Genomic DNA, 19,168 nt, shown 5'->3' with positions numbered 1-19,168 from the left:
ACCGTGTCCGATTGTTGCTTAACGAAAGGTGACGAGTGCTCGTCCGAGAAGGAGTCGGCTGCCAAGCCGTCCTGCCCGCGCTGCGGGCACGCCGGTCGCCCGGTCTCGACGCTCACGCTCAAGCACCAAGTTAAGTCCCAGTTTTTGCCGGCCGTAAATGCCGGGGGATTTCACTTCTGCCCCACACCCGACTGCCCGGTCGTCTATTTCAGCGCCGGTGGTTCAGTTCTCACAACGGGCGACGTTCGCCGTCCGGTCACTCAAAAAGATCCCGCGCAGGCACCGGTGTGTTATTGCTTCGGCTTCACGCCCGCGATGATCCGTGACGAACTTGCCGCCACAGGAAAATCCACCGTGATCGAACGCATCGCGGCGGAGATGAAGGCTGATTTTTGCGCTTGTGAGATTCGCAATCCCCAAGGCTCCTGCTGCCTCGGCAACGTGAAAGCTGCCGTCAAGGCCGCCACCGCAGAGCGCGCCGGTCTTGCCTGATCGCCGGCCGAGTTATGTGCAGCGATTGTGCTGTCGCGCAGAGTAAAGTGCCTCAGAAAAACGGTAGCGCACTCCACATAGCTCGGCTCGTCACATAACACAACCACCCCAGCGGCGATCCCGCGCCGAGCGCCGCCGACGTGCAGCTCACCCGCCAGCTCCGCGAGGCGGCACGCGCGATCGATATCGACCTGCTCGATCACGTAGTCGTCGGCCGGCCCTCCGCCGATCCCCTCGGCCGCGGCTTCTACAGCTTCCGCGAAGCCGGCCTGCTGTAGCTCGCCGGGCAAATCCGACGCACGAAATCCGAAACAGATTAGAAGGCCGTAGGTTCAGCCTCCGGTCGAATTCTGCTTGCGCGGGAGCGCGGGCATCTTGCCCGCCGGTTCGACCTGGAGGCTTGGTGCCTTGATCCTCGTGCTTCTTTCCGATTGCGGATCTTTGTTCTGTGAGCGCCGCCGCCCTCGGACGCACCGCCGGGTGCTGGCAGGATTTCTCTGGCGGCGGCGTTCCGCTCACGCTCTCTCCTCCAGATTTGTCTTCACGACGGGGAGTTTCGCCCGTAGCGGTTTTGCACCTCGTCTCGTCGGCCGTTCGCCGACATCAACACCCCTGCTGTCATGATCCTGCGCTCTCTCCGCCATCTGGTGCCAAGTCTGGTCTGCGCGGCATTGCTTGGAATGCCCGCTCTCGCTGCGACCCCCGCGTCGCCCGATCTCGCCACCGCCGCGGCCAGCGCGGATGCGGCGCTTACCCGCGCCGATCTCGCCGACTACCGCGGCTGGATCAGATTCCTCCGCTACGAGGCCGAGTTCGCCGTCACGCGACACGGAGCCAACAGCGAGTCCGCGCAGACGAAGATCGCCCGGCTCGCCGACTGGGTACAACGGATCACCGCCAACCCACAGCTGCTTGGTACGCTGCGAGGCGTCCAGGAATGGGCCTACGAGTCGCCCGCCGACGGCTCGGGCCAGCCGTTCAAGATCGCCATCCCGACCGATTACGACCCGCAAAAACCCGCCCAGCTTTCGGTCTACATGCACGGCTACAGCGGCAATCACCTCGAGCACTCCACCGGCATGACCTCGCGCGCCGGCATCTTCGACATCGCCGTGCTGGGCCGCTCCCGCGCCGGCGGCTATCGCGCGCTTTCCGAGGCCGACGTGCTGCACGTGATTGATTACGTGCAGACGCACTGGTCGATCGATCCCAACCGGATTCATCTCAACGGCGGCAGCATGGGCGGCGGCGGCACGTACCGGCTGGGCTCGCGCTATCCCCATCGCTGGGCCTCGGGCCGGCCGACGTGCGGTTATGCGAGCTTCGTTCCGACGGCCAATCTGCTCACGTTCCCGATCTACGCCACGCACAGCGCCGACGATCCGGTTGTATCCGTGCTGCACCAACGTGGTCCGCTGGCCCGGCTCCGCGAGCTCGGCGGCCAGGCGATCCTCGACGAAACCAACGGCCTCGGCCACGCCGCGTGGGATTTCGCCGACGGCAACGCCCGCGGCGAAACGTGGGTCCGCCAGCAGGTGCGCCCCGACTCCCGCACGATTCGCCACCTCGACTACACCGCGCTCGACGGCGACGCGATGCGCAGCTGGTGGGGCGAGATCGTCGAATGGGGCAACGCGCCCAAGCCCGCCCGCTTCGTCCTTTCCGCCGGTTCGGCCAACACCCTCTACGCCACCCTGACCAACATCGCGCGATTCCGGCTCCGGCTCGCGGAGTCACCCTTCGAGCGCGCGCAACCGCTGCAGGTCAGCGTCAACGGCGGCATCGTGGCCACGCACCCCGCGCCCTTGCCCGAAACGGTGACGCTCGTCCGCGGTGACTCGGGCTGGGGTTTCGAGACCGCCGCGCCTTCGCTGCCCTATCGGCTGCACACGCCCGGCAGCGCATCGCTGCTCTACAACGGCGAACCGCTCCTCATCGTCTACGGCACGCGCGGCACCGACGCCGAACGCACAGCAATGCGCACCGCTGCGGACGCGGCAAGCAAGAGCCCGAATCCAATCTGGCTCGACGATTCCGGCGAGCTCGGGGCCGACAACGTCCCGCACCCCCACAACACCTACGGCCGACTCAACACCAAGCCGGACACCTCGGTGACCGACGCGGATATCGCCCGCTGCCATCTCGTACTCATCGGCACGGCCGCCCAAAACGCGGTGGTCGAGCGGCTCGCGCCGAAACTGCCGGTGCGGTTCGCGGGCGGCGCGATCGCGTGCAGCGACGGCGTCAACTTCCGCGGCGAACATTACGCGCTCGGGCTCGTGCACTACAACCCGCTCGCGCCGCAGCGGCTGGTTTTCTGGGTGGCGTCGAACGACCCCGCGGCTTACGCCGCCGGATCCGTCATTACTCGGATGATCGGTGGTGGCCCCGGCTTGGCTGTGGCGCCGTCGGCCATCGATCTGGTCGTGGCCGAACTCACCCACTCCACCCTCGTCGCCGCGCGCAGCTTCGACGCACGTTGGAGTTGGCAACGCGACCGCGAAACCTCGCCGGTCATACCCGAGTCGCTGAAATCTGTGGGCCAGCTTTTCCCCGCCATCGCCCAAGCCGTCCGGCGCACCGCTGGCGCCGACTTCGGGCTCGCTTACCGCCCGCCCGCGCCGAACGAGCCTGCGGTGGTGCCCGGCGTCACGCGGCTCAGTGATGTCGCCGCGGGATCCTTCTACATGCCGATCGGCGCGTTCACGCTCACGGGAACCGAGCTGGCGCAGCTGGCAGAAAAACTCGCCACACCGAACGCGCCCCTGGTTCTGCACGGCGCCGACGCCGACGCGCTGAAACGACTGGATCCGACGATCGGGTATCGGGTGGCTTTCCCGGTCGAGCTGGCTGGTCCGCTCGCCGGCTTTGCCCGGCTGGCTCCCGCCAGCTACGAGCACACCGACCTGCTCGTCGGGGACGCCATCGAGCGATTCCTGCTGACGAATTATTGAGGATCACGGAAAGAAGTTACGAGAATCAGGTAGGGTGCGGATTGCTCCGCGCCGCGAGTACCTTCGGTCCTCGCGCCGGCCGTGTCCTTGATTTGACGCACCCGGCGTCTCCGCCGTTGATTACGCGCCACGCATGATCGCCGCCCAGCTTTTCCTTGACGCCTGTCGCGAGCGCGACGTCCGGTTCTTCACCGGCACACCGTGCTCCTACATGAAGCCGTTCATGAACGCGGTCATCAACGACCCGGCGCTGACTTTCCGCGACGCAACCAACGAAGGCGATGCCGTGGCGCTCGCCGCCGGCGTGCACGTGGCCACCGGAGCGACCACGGTGGTGATGTTCCAAAACTCCGGACTCGGCAACGCCGTCAACGCGCTCACCTCGCTCAACGTTCCCTTCCAGATTCCTGCGTTGCTCATCATCACGCATCGCGCGCAGCCCGGCGGCGTCCCCGACGAGCCGCAGCACCAGTTCATGGGCGAGGTCACGATTCCGCTGCTCGAGGCGTTGCAGATTCCCTGGGCACCGTTTCCCAAAACGGCCGCCGAAATCGCACCGCTGCTCGATCGCGCACTCACCCATCTGCGCGAACGCTCGCTGCCGTTTGCCATCGTCATGCCCTGGGGCGCCGTCGAACGCACTCCCCTGCGCATCAACCGCCCGAGCGATCCCATCGGCGCCCGCACGTTGTCCTTTCGGGAAACTCTCAGCCGACGCTACGAAACGCGCGCGACGCGCGCCGAAACGCTGCAGGCGCTGCTCGCCGCCAAGCAGCCGGACGACGTGGTGATCACCACCACCGGCTACACCACGCGCGAGCTCAGCTCGATCGCCGACGCCGACAACCACCTCTACGTTGTCGGCTCGATGGGCAGCGCCAGCGCGTTCGCGCTCGGTCTGGCGCTCTACCATCCGTCGCGCCGGATCTGGATGCTCGACGGCGATGGCGCCGCGCTGATGCGACTGGGCAATTTCGCGTCGATCGGCGCATTCGCGCCGCGAAACTTTTTTCATCTCCTCATCGACAATGAAGCGCACGACTCCACCGGCGGCCAGGCCACGGTGAGCCGCGGCGTTTCGTTCGGTGCCATCGCCCAAGCGTGCGGCTACGCGCAGGCATTCGGCACCGATTCGCTCGAGGAACTGCGCCAACTGCTCGCAGCGCATGACGTGAACCGCGGTCCGACGCTCGTACATTTCCGCACGAAGATCGGCACCCTGCCCAACCTCGGCGTGCCGCAGGTCAAGCCGCCCGCCGTGAAGCAGCGCCTCATGCGCCACCTCGGCGTCGCGACGCTTCGGACTCGGTAAACGCTACCTTGGCCGGTCCGCCCCGGAGGATTGCCTCTCTCAACTCTCATCCCTCAACTCTCAACTTCCTCTCTCCCGCTCTAGACTCTCAGCTCTCAGCTCTCGACTCCACCTCACACGTCGCACAACTCCACCGCTCTCCGCAGCGACTCCACCGGATTCCGCTTCGGCCCATATTCGTGCGAGACGTACCCCGCGTAGCCGCTCTCCGCGATCGCGCGTATGATCGCCGGATAGTAGAGCTCCTGCGTCTCGTCGATCTCGTTGCGACCCGGCACCCCGGCCGTGTGCACGTGGCCAATGTAACGCACGTTCGTCCGAAACGTGGAGATCACATCGCCTTCCATGATCTGCATGTGGTAGATGTCGTAGAGCAGCTTGAACCGCGGCGAGTTGACGCGCTTGCAGAGCTCCACGCCCCACGCCGTCCGGTCGCACTGGTAGTCGCGATGGTCTCGTTTGCTGTTCAACAGCTCCATGCAGATCGTCACACCCTTCTGCTCGGCGAGCCCGATCACCTGCTCCAGAGCCCGCGTGCAGGCGCGCAGCCCCGTCTCGTCGTCGATACCGGCGCGATTGCCCGAAAAACAAAGCACGTTCGGGTACCCCGCCGCCGCCGCATCGTCGATCGCCTGCCGCAAGCTCGCCAGGCTGGCCGCGTGATGCGCGGGATTGTTCAGGCCTTCCGTCAATTTCCCGCTGTGCACGCACGGACAAATCAACCCATGTTTCTGCAGCACCGGAAAATCTTTCGGCGCCACGAAATCGATGCCGGCGATCCCGAGCTCGGCACAGATCGCCGCCATTTCGTCGAGCGACGCAATCCCGCGCAGACAACCGCGCGTGATGCCCTGCTTGATCCGGCCCTTGCGGCCCGCCGCGGGAGCGCCCTCTGCTTCGGCTGCGCGTGCGGGACCGCTCAGGCCCGACGTCGCGAGCAGCGTCACGGTGCCGAGGGTTTTCAGGATCTGGCGACGGGTGAAGGACGCGGTGGGGTTCATCGTCGGCAAGTCACGTGCGGCGTTCCCCGACGCTACGCTTCCGGACGTACCGCGCCAGATCCAACTCGCGCCGCGCCGCAAAAACCGCGAGGCTGCGGCCAGCACTCAACCCCAAGTCATTCCTCCCCATGAACGCTCAACCCCTCTCGCGTCGTAGCTTTCTCAAAACCGTGGCCATCGCCGGTGCCGCCCTGCAGGCGCGGCCGTTGTTCGGTCAGCCTGCCCCCAGCGGACGCAAACTGAAGATCGGCCTCGTCGGTTGCGGCGGCCGCGGGCGCGGCGCGCTCGCCAACGCCCTCGAGGCCGCGCCGCTCGCCGGCGTCGAGCTCGAGATTTTTGCACTCGCGGACGTTTTCAGCGATAATACCACCGTGGTCGGCGAAAAGTTCGGCGTGCCGCCGGAGCGGCGGTTCGTCGGATTCGACGCCTATCGCCAGGTGCTCGAACAACCGATCGACCTCGTGTTCCTCGCGACGCCGCCGAACTTCCGGCCGGTGCACTTCGAGGCCGCCATCGCCGCGGGCAAGCACTGCTTCATTGAAAAACCCGTCGCGGTCGATCCGCCGGGCGCGCGGCGCATTCTTGCCGCCGGCGAGAGCGCGCGCACGAAGGGTCTCTCCGTCGTCGCCGGCGCGCAGCGGCACTACATGGCCAATTACCTGCGCAACGCCCACGCGGTTCACGCCGGCGCGATCGGCCGGATTACCGGCGGCACGGTGATGTGGAACCAGCCGCAGCTCTGGTTCAAGGAGCGCCGCGAGGGCGAGAGCGACGCGCATTATCTCGCGCGCAACTGGGTCAACTTCCTCGAAATGTCCGGCGACCACATCGTCGAGCAGCATTTCCACAACCTCGACGTCGCGAACTGGTTCATCGGCGACACCCCGGTCGCCGCGATCGGCTTCGGCGGGCGCGTCCGCCGCAAGACCGGCAACCAATACGATTTCTTCAGCGTCGATTTCGACTACGGCCAGGGTTGCCACATTCACAGCTCCTGCCGACAGATCAACGGCTGCTACAACCGCGTCGGCGAAAGCTTCATCGGCACCGAGGGCACGGTGCACGCCGACGGCAAGCTCGAGACGTTCGCGAAAACGCCGGTCGAATTTCAGGAGTTCACCACGCATCCGAACGGCATGGTGCAGGAACACGTCGAGCTCCTGCGCAGCATCGTCGCGGAGCGGCCCCTCAATGACACGCGCCACGTCGCCGACTCGACGCTCACCGCAATCATGGGCCGCATCTCGGCCTACACCGGGCAGATGGTTCGCTGGTCCGACCTCACCAACCCCGGCGCGGCTTACTACGACCTGCGGCTCAGCCCCTCGGCCGAGCAGTTCGAACAGGGCGAGGTTGTCGCCCCCGCCGAAAACGTCGTGCCCATGCCCGGCTCCGAGGAACGCCAGCCCGCCTGACCTCGGATCACCGCGCTCGGCCTCTCAACTCTCATCCCTCAACTCTCAACTTTCCCTTCCCGCGCTCAGCTCTGGACTCTCAGCTCTCGCCTTCCTCTCCCCATGCCCGACCTTACCCTCCACGCGATCGCGAAGATGATCGATCACTCGCTGCTGCACCCGACCATGACGGATGCGCAGCTCGATGCCGGCTGTGCGCTAGCCCGGCGCTACGACGTCGCCACCGTCTGCGTGAAACCTTACTACGTCCCGCGCGCCGCCGAGTTGCTCCAGGGCTCGGATGTTCTCGTCTGCTCGGTGATCGGGTTTCCTCACGGCAACAGCCACACCGCGATCAAGGTCGCCGAGACGCTGCTCGCGATCCGCGAAGGCGCGAAGGAAATCGACATGGTGGCCAACGCCGGCCGCGTGCTCGGCGGCAACTGGGACTACGTCGAGGACGACATCCGCCAGGTCAACGAAGCCTGCCTCGGCCGCGGCGCTATCCTCAAGGTGATCTTCGAAACCGATTTCCTGCAGTCCGCCCAGATCATCACCCTGTGCGAGACCTGCACGAAGTTAGGCGTGGCATTCGTGAAGACGTCCACCGGCTACGGCTTCGTGAAGCAGCCGAACGGCGACTACAATTACCGCGGTGCGACGGAGGCGAATCTCAAGCTCATGCGCGCGCATTGTCCGCCGTCGATCCAGATCAAGGCCGCGGGGGGCGTGCGCACGCTCGACGATCTACTCAAAGTGCGCGCGCTCGGCGTCACCCGGATCGGAGCGACCGCGACGGAAACGATCATCGAGGAAGCGCGCCGGCGCGGCATTCCCGCCGGCCGCTGATCCGGTGGGAGTGCGGCCCCCGACCGCAGCCTGCCGTTCCTCCCTTGGGAGCGCCGCCCGCTGTCGTCACGCTTCCATCCGCCCTTGTGCGCTCGATGGACGCTCGCGCGGGCCTCTTGCCCGCGCCGTCTCTCGCGCGCGCTCGTTTTTCGCCGATCCCGCGTAAGCTTGACCTTTATCAAAGCGGGACACACGCGCGCAGACTACTGTCAGGCTGATGCCCCCGCGCATGCGGTGCGGCCGCTCAACCAAGACGAATATGAAAAACAAACTCTCCTTTACCCTGCTTAGTCTCGCCGGCCTGCTCGTCGGCGCCCCCACCGCCTCCGCTCACTGCGACACGCTTTCCGGCCCCGTGATTATCGAGGCCCGTCAAGCGCTCGAGGCGAAGGACATCACCCCGGTGTTGAAATGGATTCGTCCCGCGGACGAAGCGGAGATCCGCAGCGTGTTCGAACGTACGCTCAAGGTCCGCGGCACTTCCGCCGAGGCCGCCTCCCTCGCCGACGAGTTCTTCTTTTCCACGCTCGTGCGCGTGCATCGCGCCGGCGAGGGCGCTCCGTTCACCGGCCTGAAGGCCACCCCGGAGGCGTCGATCGAGCAGGAGTCGGATCAGGCGCTCGAAACGGGTGAGATCGATGCGCTCGCCGCCCAGTTGGCGGCGCGCCTGAAGGAGCAGATCGCCCACAAGGGCGCCGCGACGCGCGCACTCCGGGCGCATGCCGCGCACAACGTCGAGGCCGGCCGCGCCTACGTCGCCGCCTACGTCGACTACACCCACTTTGTCGAGGCCATCGCGCGCCTCGCCGAGGCGAAGCCCTCCGAGGCGCACACCGCCCACGCGCACTGAAGCGAATCTTCCTAAGAAGTGTCATGGTTGGGTCGCGTTGGTAGGGCGCGACCGCCGGGCACGCCGCGAAGGGCAAGCGGCGGGCCCAACGGTCCCCGCCCTACCCGAAACGATGTCCTATCTATCCGTCTGATTCAAAGCGGCTCAAAGACTCGCTGCAGGGCCGGTGACCCGGCAATTTTTCGCGCCCGACAACCATCGCCACCTCACCGAGGTGTCCGACACTGACGTGAGGGCAGGTCTCGCCTGCTACTCCGGCAACACCTCACCGCCGGCGATCTTGAACGCAAACGCGTGCCGGCACGGCGCCGCGTCCGGTTCCAACCGCGGCGCGGTGATCACCAGCGTGCCGTTCATCACCTTCGCCGGCAACCGTCCCGGCACACCGAGGAGCGTGACGACCGGGCTTTCCGGCACGCGCACGCCGCGCAACACGAGTTCACGGCCGGGCCAGCCCGCCGTGATCGCATACAACGCGTCCGGTTTCTGCGTGAAGAAAACCTGTTTCACGGCCTGCCCGTCGCGCGGCGCCTGCCCGACCTGCTCGAGCAACGAGTAGGCCACGCGATATTCGCCATACTCCTGTTTCGGCCGCTCACCGGCGGTCCATTGATACGATCGCGCCGCCGGCCGCGTGCCGTAGATCGCCTCGCCGTTCACCCGCAGCCAATCGCCGATCTCGAGCAATCGCTGCTCCATCAGCGGCGGGATCGTGCCATCGGCCGCCGGCCCGATGTCGAGCAGCAGGTTGCCACCCCGGCTCACGAGATCCGCCAGAATGAGGATGAACTCGCGTCCGGTCTTGTAGTCATCGACGCGCTCGGCCCGGTTCAGCCCGTAGGAAAACGCCATGCCGCGACTCTCCTCCCACGCATGCGAGCCATCGCTCAACCCGGCCGCATACTCCGTCGTCCAGTAGCCGCCGTGCCGGTGCCGCGTGTCGCTGCCCCAGCGATCATTCACGACGACCTCGTCCTTCACCGCCGATTCGTTGAACAGCCACGCCAGCAGCTCCTCACTCCGCCATTCCTTCGCGGTCATCTCCCATTCGCCATCGCTGAAAATGATCGCGGGCTGGTAGCGCGTCACCACGTCCTTGAACTGCGGGATCATGTGCTGCGTCACGTATCGCGGCCGCTCCTTGAGCCACAGCGGATTGAACCACTCGTAGAGCGAATAGTAGAATCCGAACTTCAGCCCGCGCTCACGCGTCGCGTCCGCGAGCTCGCGCAACAGGTCCCGCTTCGGTCCGATCTCCGCCGCATTCCACGGCCGTCCCCACGTGCGGCTCGCCTCCGCGCTCGGCCAGAGCGCAAACCCGTCGTGATGCTTCGACGTCGGCACGACATAGCGTACGCCGGCGCGCGCGAACAGGTCGGCCCATTGTTTCGCATCAAACAACTCCGCGGTGAATCGCGGCGCGAAATCCATGTAGTCGAAGCGCGGGCCGTAGTTCTGGCGGTGAAACTCGGCCCACGCGGCGTGCTCGGGCTTCGGGCTCTTGACGCGCTCCCAATACCACTCGGCATATTCGCCGTGCTGGCCCCACGCGGGCACCGAATAAACGCCCCAGTGAATGAACACGCCGAACTTCGCCTCCCGATACCACGCCGGCATCGGTCGCTGATCGAGCGATTCCCAAGTCGGCTGATAAGTCGTCGGCGCACCCGCGAACGCGGACCAGGAGACGCACAGCAACAGAGCACAAGCCAGGGTTTTCATCAGGGGTACGGGGTTGCGACACCGATGGCGCCGTCTCGCGCGGCGTTCAATCCCGATTCGCGGTGCCAGGCGGAGCGCGTTGCCCTCAACGCGCTTTCCCCGTCGCCGCACGGCTTTGCCGTGCGACCGCGTCGATCACCTCGCGCAAACGCGCGCGCCTTACTCGAGTCCGTTCGGGTTGTTCGACTGCCAGCGCCAGAGATCCTTCATCATGTCGGCGAGCGTCCGCGTCGCCTTCCAGCCGAGCCGCGCGTGCGCCGCCGCCGGGTCCGCGTAACACGCCGCCACGTCGCCCGACCGGCGCGCCACAATCCGATGCGGCAGCGGGCGTCCGGCTGCGGACTCGAACGCGCGCACCGCCTCGAGCACGCTCGTGCCCTGCCCGGTACCCAGGTTCAGCGCCTCGGCGCCGTTGAACGTGTCGAGCTTCTCCACCGCGCGCACGTGCCCTTCGGCGAGATCGCAAACGTGCAGGTAGTCGCGCACGCCCGTGCCGTCAGGCGTTGGGTAGTCGCCGCCGAACACCTTGAGCTCGGGCAGCCGGCCGGTCGCCACTTGCGCAATGAACGGGAACAGGTTGTTCGGAACTCCCTTCGGATCCTCGCCAATCCGGCCGGAGGGATGCGCGCCCACTGGGTTGAAGTAGCGCAACAGCGCGATCTTCCACCGACCGTCCGACACCGCCAGGTCGCGCAGGATTTCCTCGATGAACAGCTTCGTCCGACCGTAGGGATTGGTGGCGGAGAGCGGCGCGTTTTCCGGGATTGGCAGGATCTTCGGATCCCCGTAAACCGTCGCGGACGAGCTGAACACCAACCGGAAGCACTCGTGCGCCGCCATCGTCTGCAGCAACGCGAGCGTCGAGATCAGGTTGTTCTCGTAGTAACGCAGCGGGATTCGCACCGACTCGCCGACCGCCTTCAGCCCCGCGAAATGAATGGCCGCGTCGATCCGCTGCTCGCGAAAAATCCGCTCGAGCGCGCCGCGGTCGCACGCGTCGCCTTCGTAGATCGGAAAGGTCTTGCCCGTGATCTCGCTGACGCGGCGCAGCGCCTCGGGTTTGCTGTTGGCGTAGTTGTCCAGCGCGACGGGCTGGTGCCCGGATTCGAGCAACGCCACCAAGGTGTGCGAACCGATGTAGCCTGCGGCGCCCGTGACGAGAATGGTCATGGCTTCACCGAAACGAATTCCGCCCCCGACGCCAAGCCGCGATGCGCGAACTTCAACGGGGATCACGCATGCGGCTGTTCGTCCGCGCGCACGTCAATGCGTCGAATCTCCTGCGGATCGACGCTCACATACACGCGATACTGCGACACGCCGACCGCGGCATGTCCGCGACGAACCGGCACGGTCTCGAACCGCGCCGACTCCGACCCGAGCACGGCCCCGTCGCGTCCATACACCGTCACGTCGAGGTGCACCGCGTCCGCAATATCGGTTCCCCAGCGGCGATGCACCGACCCGGCGACATACACGCCGCGCTCATCGCGGCCGAGTTGGATCGTGTGGACGTCCAGGCGCGGCGAGGCCTCCTTCGTGAGTTGAATGTGCGCCACCTCGGGAGGAGGACGCACCGCCGTCGCACAACCGCCGAGCAGCAGGATCAGCAAACCAGCCATCGTTCTCATAAAGTCTTTCCCTCCGCCCGGCGCCGCGCCAGCCGCGCCTCGCTCCACTCGTAGAGCACCGGCAGCATCACCAGCGTCAGGAACGTCGATGTGACGATTCCGCCGATGACCACCGTGGCCAGCGGGCGTTGCACCTCGGCCCCGGCGCCGTTCGACAACGCCATTGGCAGAAATCCGAGCGAGGCCACCAGCGCCGTCATCAGCACCGGCCGCAAGCGCGTCAGCGCGCCTTCGCGCACCGCCTCCGCCACATTCCAGCCTTCCTCGCGAAGTTGGTTGAACGTGCTCACGAGCATCAACCCGTTGAGCACGGCGACGCCGCTGAGCGCGATGAACCCGATCCCGGCGGAAATCGAGAACGGCAATCCGCGCAGCGCCAGCGCGACCACGCCGCCGGTGATCGCGAGCGGAATGCCCGTGTACACCACCAGCGCCTGCCGCAGGCTGCCGAACGCGGCGAAGATCAGCAGGAAGATCACCGCCAGCGCGAGCGGCACGATGATCGCCAGCCGGCCCCGCGCCTCCTGCAGATTCTTGAACTGCCCGCCGAACTCGATCGCGTAGCCCGCCGGCAGCTCGACCTGTGCACGCACGCGTGCCTGCGCCTCGTGCACGAAACTTTCCACGTCACGGCCGCGGAGGTTCACCATGATTGCCGCGCGCCGCTGGCCGGATTCGCGCGCGATCGCGTTGACCTTCTCGGTCACGACGAATTCCGCCACGTCGCCCAGCGTGATCACCCCGTCGGCGTGCGCCAAGCGGAGCGGCAGATGCTTCAGCTCCTCCAGCGCCGACCGCAGCCGCTCCGGCAGCCGCACCAGAATCGGATAACGGCGGTTGCCGTCCACGATCGTGCCCACCTCCTCGCCCGCCAGTGCCGTGGCCACGGTCGCGTTCACCTCGGCGGCGTGCACGTTGTAGCGGGTCATCGCCTCGCGGTTCAGCCTGATCTCGAGCAGCGGCGCCTTGCCGAGCGCGTCGAACTCCACATCCGCCGCTCCCGGCACCTGCTCCAGGATCTCGCGCACCTCGCTGGCAATCGCTTCGATCCGCTCGAAATCGTCGCCGAACACCTTCACCGCGATGTCCGCGCGCGTGCCTTCCAGGATTTCGTTGAACCGCATCTCGATCGGCTGCGAAAACAGATGTGCTTCGCCCGGCAGGTGCGTGCCCAGTATCTCCGCCATCGCGTCTGCCACCTCGTCCTTCGTCGGCCCATCGCCGTGTTCATCCCGCGGCCACTCAGCGAACGGCCGGTAAAAGATGTAGGTGTCGGCGACGTTCACGCCCATCGGGTCCGTCGCCACTTCCGCCGTCCCGATCCGCGAAAACGTGTGCGTCACCAGCGGGAATTTCTCGCGCAGCAGCCGTTCGCCGCGCTCCTGCATCGCGAGCGACGCCTCGAGTCCGATGCTGTTGGTGCGAATCATGAACGTCGCGAACGAGCCTTCGTCGAGCTGCGGCACGAACTCCGCGCCGAGCCGGCCGAACAACGCGGCCGCCAGCCCGCACAGCGCCAGCCCGCCGCCGACCACGGCCCAGCGCCACCGCAACGCGCGCGCCAGCACCGGCACGTAAAGCCGCTTCAACGCGCGCACCAGCCAGCCGTCGCCCTCCGCCACGCGACCGCGCAGTCCGAACGAGCACAGCACCGGCATCAGTGTCAGCGTCAGGATCAGCGCGCCGATGAGCGCGAAAATCACCGTCAGCGCCATCGGCTCGAACATCTTTCCCTCGATGCCGGTCAGCGAAAGGATCGGCACGTAAACGAGCGTGATGATGGCCACGCCAAAGAACGTCGGTCGGCCCACCTCTTTCGCCGCCGCCAGTACGGTGTGCAGGCGTTCCTCGCGCGTGAGGTCGCGCCCCACCGCGTGCTGCCGCGCCCCGATCCGCCGCACGATGTTCTCCACCATCACCACCGCGCCGTCGATGATCAGCCCGAAGTCCACCGCGCCCAGGCTCATCAGGTTGCCCGATACGCCGAAGCGCACCATGCCCGTGATTGCAAAGAGGAATGACAGCGGAATCGCCAGCGACACGATCAACGCCGCGCGCCAGTTGCCCAGCAAGCCCAGCAACACCGCGATGACCAGGATCGCTCCTTCGAAGAGATTCTTCCGCACCGTGCGGATCGTCCGGTCTACGAGATCCGTCCGGTCGTAAACGGTTGTGAGCGTCACGCCCGCCGGCAGCCGCGGCTGGATTTCCGCGAGCTTGTCCGCCACGCGCCGCGCGACCAGTCGCGCATTCTCGCCAGTGAGCATCAACGCCGCGCCGAGCAGTGCCTCGCGGCCGTTGTGCGTGGCCGTGCCGGTGCGCAGGCTGCTGCCAACGACCACGTCAGCCACGTCGCTGACCAGCAGCGGTGCGATGCCGGCGCCGCGAAACTTCAGCGGCAGACGGCTGATTTCCTCGGTCGATCGCACCCGGCTGTCAGCGCGAATGGAAAGCTGTTCGCCACCGATCTGGACGGCGCCGCCGCCAGCGTTCTCAACGTTCTCCCCGACGATTTCCGCCAGTTCATGAAACGTGACGCCGGCCGCCAGCAGCGCGTCCGGCCGGGGCTGCACGATGATCTGCTTCTCGTAGCCGCCGGAGGCATTCACCTCCACGACGCCACGCACGGTGCGCAGCTGCGGCTTGATCACGAAATCGTGGATCAGCTGCAGCTCGCGCAACTGCTCAGCGCGCGTCGCCGGCTTGTCCGGCGCGTTCTCGGCGTAGTCGACCACGTAATAAAAGATGTCGCTCAGCCCCGACGTGATCGGCGCGAGCATCGGCGTCAGCCCCGCGGGCAATTCCTTCGCCGCGCCGGCCAGCCGCTCGCTGACCAACTGCCGCACGCGATAAACGTCGACGCCGTCCTCGAAGACCAGCGTCACCTGCGAAAGCCCCGTCTTCGACAGCGAGCGCAGCTCGGTCATTCCCGGCACCCCGCTCATCTGCATCTCGATCGGAAACGTCACGAGGTTCTCGATCTCCTCCGGAGCGAGTCCTTTCACCTCGGTGTTGATCTGCACCTGCACCGGCGTGATGTCGGGCGTCACGTCGATCGGCAGCCGCAGCGCGGCCCAGCTCCCCACCACCACCAGCAACAGCGCGCCGAGGAGGACAAACACCCGCTGGCGCAGCGCAAATTCAAGAATGCGGTCGATCATCGTGATGCTCTCCGGTCAGTGACTGTGCCCGCCGCCCTTCGTCAGCCGGAGTTCCGTCAACCAAAGCTCCTCCACGGCGGAGGTGACGACGCGCGCGCCGGCATCCAGCCCGCGCACCACCTCGACCCATTCACCGTCGCTCGCGCCGGTTTCGACCGCGCGCCGCACGAGGAAATCGTCTTCAACCACAAACAGGAACGTACCCGTGGCCGTGCGCAAAGTCGCCGCCGCTGGAACCGCCAGCGCGGGCCGCGCGGCGCCTTCCACCGTCAACGCGATCACGGCGCCGAGCGGTCGTGGGTTGGACAAAGCCAGGACCACCTCGGTCCGGCCCGCGCTCGCGTCCTCGCGTACCGCGAGCACGGAGACCCCGCTCGGCGCGTGCCGGCTGACGGCCTGTGCGAGCTCGGCCGGAACCAAGGCCGAAGCCTGCGCGGGCGGGCCGGGGTCGAACACCGTGGCCGTAAGCTCAAACCGCGGCGTCAACGTCCGCCGGCTGGCGACCTCGCTCTGGACACCCAGCGCCCGCGCTGTCGGCTCCGCCAGCTGCAGTCCGTGGCCCGCGACGAATCGCGCCGGCGCATCGCCTGCGGCGTATTCATGGCCATCGGCGGCGCCGTGCTCATGGTCGTGCCCATGTTCGGCGTGAGCTTCTGTCGACTCGGCGCCCGGCGACGCGGACTCCGGGCTGCAGCCGGCGTGGCCGACCGCGAGCGCGAGCCCGCCGGCGAAGACGATCGCTCGACCCGGACTCATTGCGCCACCTCCCGGATCGGCGCGTCCAGCCCGGCCAGTTCGCGCAGCTTCAGCCCGGCTGCGAGCGCTTCGCGCTGCGTGTCGAGCAACGCCTCCACCGCTTCGAGATAGCTGGCCTGCAATTCGACGTAGGTCGAAATCGGCACGGCCCCGAGGCGGTAGTGCCGGTCGGCCAGCTCCGCCGCTTCGCGAAAATGCCGCAGGGCCTCCGGCGGCCAGCGCCGCGCTTCCGCCGTTTTCACCGCGAACGTCTGCGCCGCCGTCAGCACCGCGCGCTCCAGCTCCCGCTCGGCCACGAGCGCCGCCGCCTCCGCCTGCCGGCGCCGCGCTTCCGCGAGCCCCACGGCACTCCGCGTGCGCCCACCGACCGGGAGCGGCACGCTCACTCCGACGCCCAGCATCGTCTCGCGCTCGCCGGCGCGCTCCGTCGAATAGAACGGGCTCACGCTGATCGCGGGATAGCGCTCGTGCCGCGCCAGCCGCACCTCGAAATCCTGCTGTTCCAACTCGGCGCGACGCATCCGGAATTCGAAATTGTTCTCCCGCGCGGCGGCGAGGAGCACATCGGCTTCCGGCGCCTCACCGAACTCCAGCGGAGGTGCCGTGACCATCAGCGGCGTACCCGCGGCGGCGCCGCGCAGCTGATTCAGCTCGAGCAGCGCTGCCTGCAACTCAAGTTCGGCATCGCTGGCCCGGCGCTGCAGCGTGAGTTCGTTGGCTTCGATCACGCGCGTTTCCAACTGCGGCGCGATGCCGGCCGGTTCGCGCGCGAGAAACGTTTCTTTCAACGCGGCGAATCGGTCCGCGACCTCGCGCACGGCCCCGACTTTCGTGTTCGCCGCATGCAGCCCGTGGGCGAGCACCCGCGCACGGGCGTCCAACGCCGCGCGGAACCGCTGCAATCCGAGTTCCGCGAGCTCGACCTCGCGGCCGGCGATCGCTTTTCGCAACGCCAGCCGTCCGGGCCATTCGAACGTCTGGGTGACGCTCACCGACCACGCCGCGCCCTCGCCCGCCAGCACCCCGGTGGCCTCGCGCACCCGCTTGCGACCGAGTTCCACCGTAAGGTCGGGATCGGCGAGCGCACCCGAACCACGCGCGGCGGCCTTCGCCGACTGCACTTCCGCTTCGTAAAAACGCAGCTCCGGATTGCTCGCCGCGATCTCGGCGACGAGCGCGTCGACCGTGATAGGGGCCGGCGCCGCGGCCGTCGCCACGGCGCACGACGCGAGTTGCAGCAGCAGCGGCAGGACGAGGGGAAGTTTGAAACGACGAGATGAAAAGACAGCAAGGTTCATGGGAATTCGTGAACGCAACATTCAGCCGACGCCCGGCAACGCGCACCGCGCCCGGGCCCACTCTGCGGTCCGCGCAGGGACCGCTCAGGCGTTCAACGAATCCGGAGCATGCGCGGGCGCAGCCGCCCGGCGCACAAACTGCCAGCTCACCAGCCAGTCTCGCGGTCGGTCGAAGGTCCCGGTGCACACGACGCCGTCATCAGGGGGCGAATCCAGATCGCTCCCGCCGAGGAAACAGTCGCACACCACCAGCGTGGCCGGGGCGGGCTTGATCGTCGGCAAAACGTTCTGGTAGTTGCCCGCTTCCACTTCGTTGCAGCCATCCGCCGGCGCTCGGTCGACATCGTCGGAATGACAGTCCGCGTCCGAACAAAAGGCCGACCATCCGGCGGCCTCCATCGCGCAGCACATCGTGGCCGGTCCCCATACGAGGACCAGGCACAGCGCGATCAGGCGATGCAGGCGTCGAGACATGTTCGGCGCGCACCAATTCGTCGCAGTGGTGGAAGTTGTCAATCTCGCGCCAGGGTCGGCCCATCGGGTCGCCGCGCCGGGCCCGTGTACCGTCCTGCTCGTCCGCCGCGTCGTGTTCCACCGGGAATCCACCGCCGGGCCCGCCGACGCTGAACGGCCCGCCGTTCCGGGAGCGATTCCCCGCGCAGCCGGTGCGGAACCCGCCCGATAGCGGCGTGGCGCGGTCGAGGCATCTTAATTGATGAAGACAATTCGCGTGATGGTCGTCGACGACCACGAGGTGATGCGGGCGGGAATCAAAGCGCTGCTCGAACTCTCGGAAGACTTGGCCATCGTCGCAGAAGCCGACAACGGCGTCATGGCTACCGAACTGGCCGAGGAGACCCGACCCGACGTGGTCGTGATGGACCTGGAAATGCCGTGCCTGGATGGGGCCGCGGCGACGCGCCTGATCGGGGCCGGGCTGCCGTCGGTGAAGGTCGTGATGGTTACGGCCCACGAGAGCGAGGCAGTGGCCCACGTCGCGGCCTCCTGTGGGGCGGCGGCGTTCCTGCGCAAAGACGAATGCTTCCGCGAATTGGTCCCGACGATTCGCACCGTGGCTGGCGGCGGGCAACTGCTCGAGCCGGTCGGTTAACCCGAGCCTCCTCCGTGGGGCGCCGTCACCCCGGATGGTTTCAGGAGTCGGACCCCGAAGATCGCGTCCCGCGCTTCGCTACGAACTTCACGGCAAGCCGACCCTCTTTCGCTGCCGCCGCGATCAGAGCCGGACGAATTGCTCGGCCACCTCGCCGCGGCAATCCGACACCGCACGGGAATTCCGTCACGATTCCCTTGCCGTCAGCTGACGTGCCGTGCCTTACCTGCAATCACCGCATTCGTGCTGCCCCGGCGAGACGGTCGCGACGAGCGCGCCGCGGCCGTTGGGCAGCGAAGACTTCGCCGCGGTTGCCGGTGCGGCACAGGAGGTGCAGACGCGTTTCGTCACCTTCACGATGTTGGGCGTGCCTTTGCCGTTGGGCAGGCTCGGCCGCTGCTCGACCTTGGTCACCGTACGACTGTCGGAGCAGATCGACTCAGATCTGCTCTCAGCTGCCGTGGCCAGGACCGAAGCCGTGGCACTGGAGGCGAGTGCGAAAGCAACAAGAAGCGCGGCCGGACGAGAGTAATGTGAGGATGTTTTCATAGGATTACCTTTCAATCACACTACACCTGCGCCGCTCGACGCCCCTCGTGCAGATCTTGGCCACGCCGGCGCGTTTGTTGCCCTCGCC

Annotated in this window: 16 protein-coding genes and 1 pseudogene; 8 read left to right on the top strand and 9 right to left on the bottom strand. The window is 66.9% G+C overall.

Translation table 11 applies throughout. The features are described from left to right. Positions 1–3: 3 nt before the first annotated feature. The 4 genes and pseudogenes from OTER_RS25235 to aepY all read left to right on the top strand — a co-directional run bounded on the left by OTER_RS25235 (position 4) and on the right by aepY (position 4,758). Positions 4–492: a putative iron-sulfur cluster-binding metallochaperone gene (locus OTER_RS25235; protein ID WP_012374044.1), complete on the top strand. Its 489-nt coding sequence runs from the start codon at positions 4–6 to the stop codon at positions 490–492. 110 nt (positions 493–602) lie between these two features. After that, positions 603–770: pseudogene (locus OTER_RS25865) on the top strand (JAB domain-containing protein); the annotation flags it as partial. A gap of 342 nt (positions 771–1,112) precedes the next feature. Continuing rightward, complete coding sequence (locus OTER_RS15090) at positions 1,113–3,446, top strand: carboxylesterase family protein (RefSeq protein WP_012375794.1); 2,334 nt, start codon at positions 1,113–1,115, stop codon at positions 3,444–3,446. Positions 3,447–3,579: 133 nt separating this feature from the next. Continuing rightward, on the top strand, positions 3,580–4,758 hold the full coding sequence (aepY, locus tag OTER_RS15085) for a phosphonopyruvate decarboxylase (RefSeq protein WP_012375793.1): 1,179 nt from the start codon (positions 3,580–3,582) through the stop codon (positions 4,756–4,758). A gap of 113 nt (positions 4,759–4,871) precedes the next feature. Here aepY and OTER_RS15080 read toward each other — a convergent pair whose 3' ends face one another. Beyond that, positions 4,872–5,759 (bottom strand): hydroxypyruvate isomerase family protein, encoded by an 888-nt coding sequence (locus tag OTER_RS15080; RefSeq protein WP_012375792.1) that lies wholly within the window; start codon positions 5,757–5,759, stop codon positions 4,872–4,874. A gap of 128 nt (positions 5,760–5,887) precedes the next feature. Between OTER_RS15080 and OTER_RS15075 the strand changes: the two genes are divergently transcribed. The 3 genes from OTER_RS15075 (at position 5,888) to OTER_RS15065 (ending at position 8,852) form a co-directional block, all read left to right on the top strand. Next, a complete protein-coding gene (locus tag OTER_RS15075; RefSeq protein ID WP_012375791.1) occupies positions 5,888–7,174 on the top strand; it encodes a Gfo/Idh/MocA family protein in 1,287 nt (428 codons plus the stop codon). A 102-nt stretch (positions 7,175–7,276) separates the two neighbouring features. Further along, positions 7,277–8,002 (top strand): deoxyribose-phosphate aldolase, encoded by a 726-nt coding sequence (gene deoC / locus OTER_RS15070; protein WP_012375790.1) that lies wholly within the window; start codon positions 7,277–7,279, stop codon positions 8,000–8,002. A 259-nt stretch (positions 8,003–8,261) separates the two neighbouring features. After that, a complete protein-coding gene (locus tag OTER_RS15065; RefSeq protein WP_012375789.1) occupies positions 8,262–8,852 on the top strand; it encodes a DUF6448 family protein in 591 nt (196 codons plus the stop codon). Between the two features lie 249 nt (positions 8,853–9,101). On the opposite strand, the gene OTER_RS15060 is transcribed toward OTER_RS15065, so the two are convergent. From OTER_RS15060 to OTER_RS15030, 7 genes are all read right to left on the bottom strand, one after another. Beyond that, positions 9,102–10,574 (bottom strand): alpha-L-fucosidase, encoded by a 1,473-nt coding sequence (locus OTER_RS15060; protein WP_012375788.1) that lies wholly within the window; start codon positions 10,572–10,574, stop codon positions 9,102–9,104. Positions 10,575–10,733: 159 nt separating this feature from the next. Continuing rightward, positions 10,734–11,744: a UDP-glucose 4-epimerase GalE gene (gene galE / locus OTER_RS15055; protein ID WP_012375787.1), complete on the bottom strand. Its 1,011-nt coding sequence runs from the start codon at positions 11,742–11,744 to the stop codon at positions 10,734–10,736. Positions 11,745–11,806: 62 nt separating this feature from the next. Then, the gene (locus OTER_RS25565) at positions 11,807–12,205 is read right to left on the bottom strand and encodes a hypothetical protein (protein WP_012375786.1); all 399 of its coding nucleotides are present in this window, start codon (positions 12,203–12,205) and stop codon (positions 11,807–11,809) included. Then, positions 12,202–15,366: an efflux RND transporter permease subunit gene (locus OTER_RS15045; protein WP_012375785.1), complete on the bottom strand. Its 3,165-nt coding sequence runs from the start codon at positions 15,364–15,366 to the stop codon at positions 12,202–12,204. Before OTER_RS15045 ends, OTER_RS25565 begins: the two co-directional genes overlap by 4 nt. 15 nt (positions 15,367–15,381) lie before the next feature. Further along, entirely contained in the window at positions 15,382–16,122 is a 741-nt protein-coding gene (locus OTER_RS15040) for a permuted SH3 domain-containing protein (RefSeq protein WP_012375784.1), read from the bottom strand. Next, a complete protein-coding gene (locus OTER_RS15035) occupies positions 16,119–17,420 on the bottom strand; it encodes a TolC family protein (protein WP_012375783.1) in 1,302 nt (433 codons plus the stop codon). Before OTER_RS15035 ends, OTER_RS15040 begins: the two co-directional genes overlap by 4 nt. 84 nt (positions 17,421–17,504) lie before the next feature. Beyond that, entirely contained in the window at positions 17,505–17,894 is a 390-nt protein-coding gene (locus OTER_RS15030) for a hypothetical protein (protein WP_044891794.1), read from the bottom strand. Positions 17,895–18,135: 241 nt separating this feature from the next. Here OTER_RS15030 and OTER_RS15020 point away from each other — a divergent pair, with 241 nt between their 5' ends. Beyond that, positions 18,136–18,531 carry a response regulator gene (locus OTER_RS15020; RefSeq protein ID WP_052300396.1) on the top strand — a complete coding sequence of 132 codons (396 nt, stop codon included), beginning with the start codon at positions 18,136–18,138 and terminating at the stop codon, positions 18,529–18,531. A gap of 222 nt (positions 18,532–18,753) precedes the next feature. Here OTER_RS15020 and OTER_RS26665 read toward each other — a convergent pair whose 3' ends face one another. Beyond that, positions 18,754–19,080, bottom strand: a complete 327-nt coding sequence (locus OTER_RS26665; RefSeq protein ID WP_148218133.1) for a hypothetical protein — start codon at positions 19,078–19,080, stop codon at positions 18,754–18,756. Positions 19,081–19,168: the final 88 nt, after the last annotated feature.

This window comes from Opitutus terrae PB90-1 (assembly GCF_000019965.1).
Classification (GTDB): domain Bacteria; phylum Verrucomicrobiota; class Verrucomicrobiia; order Opitutales; family Opitutaceae; genus Opitutus; species Opitutus terrae.
Note: the sequence above shows the minus strand (reverse complement) of the source record. Positions and strands in the feature narration are given on the sequence as shown.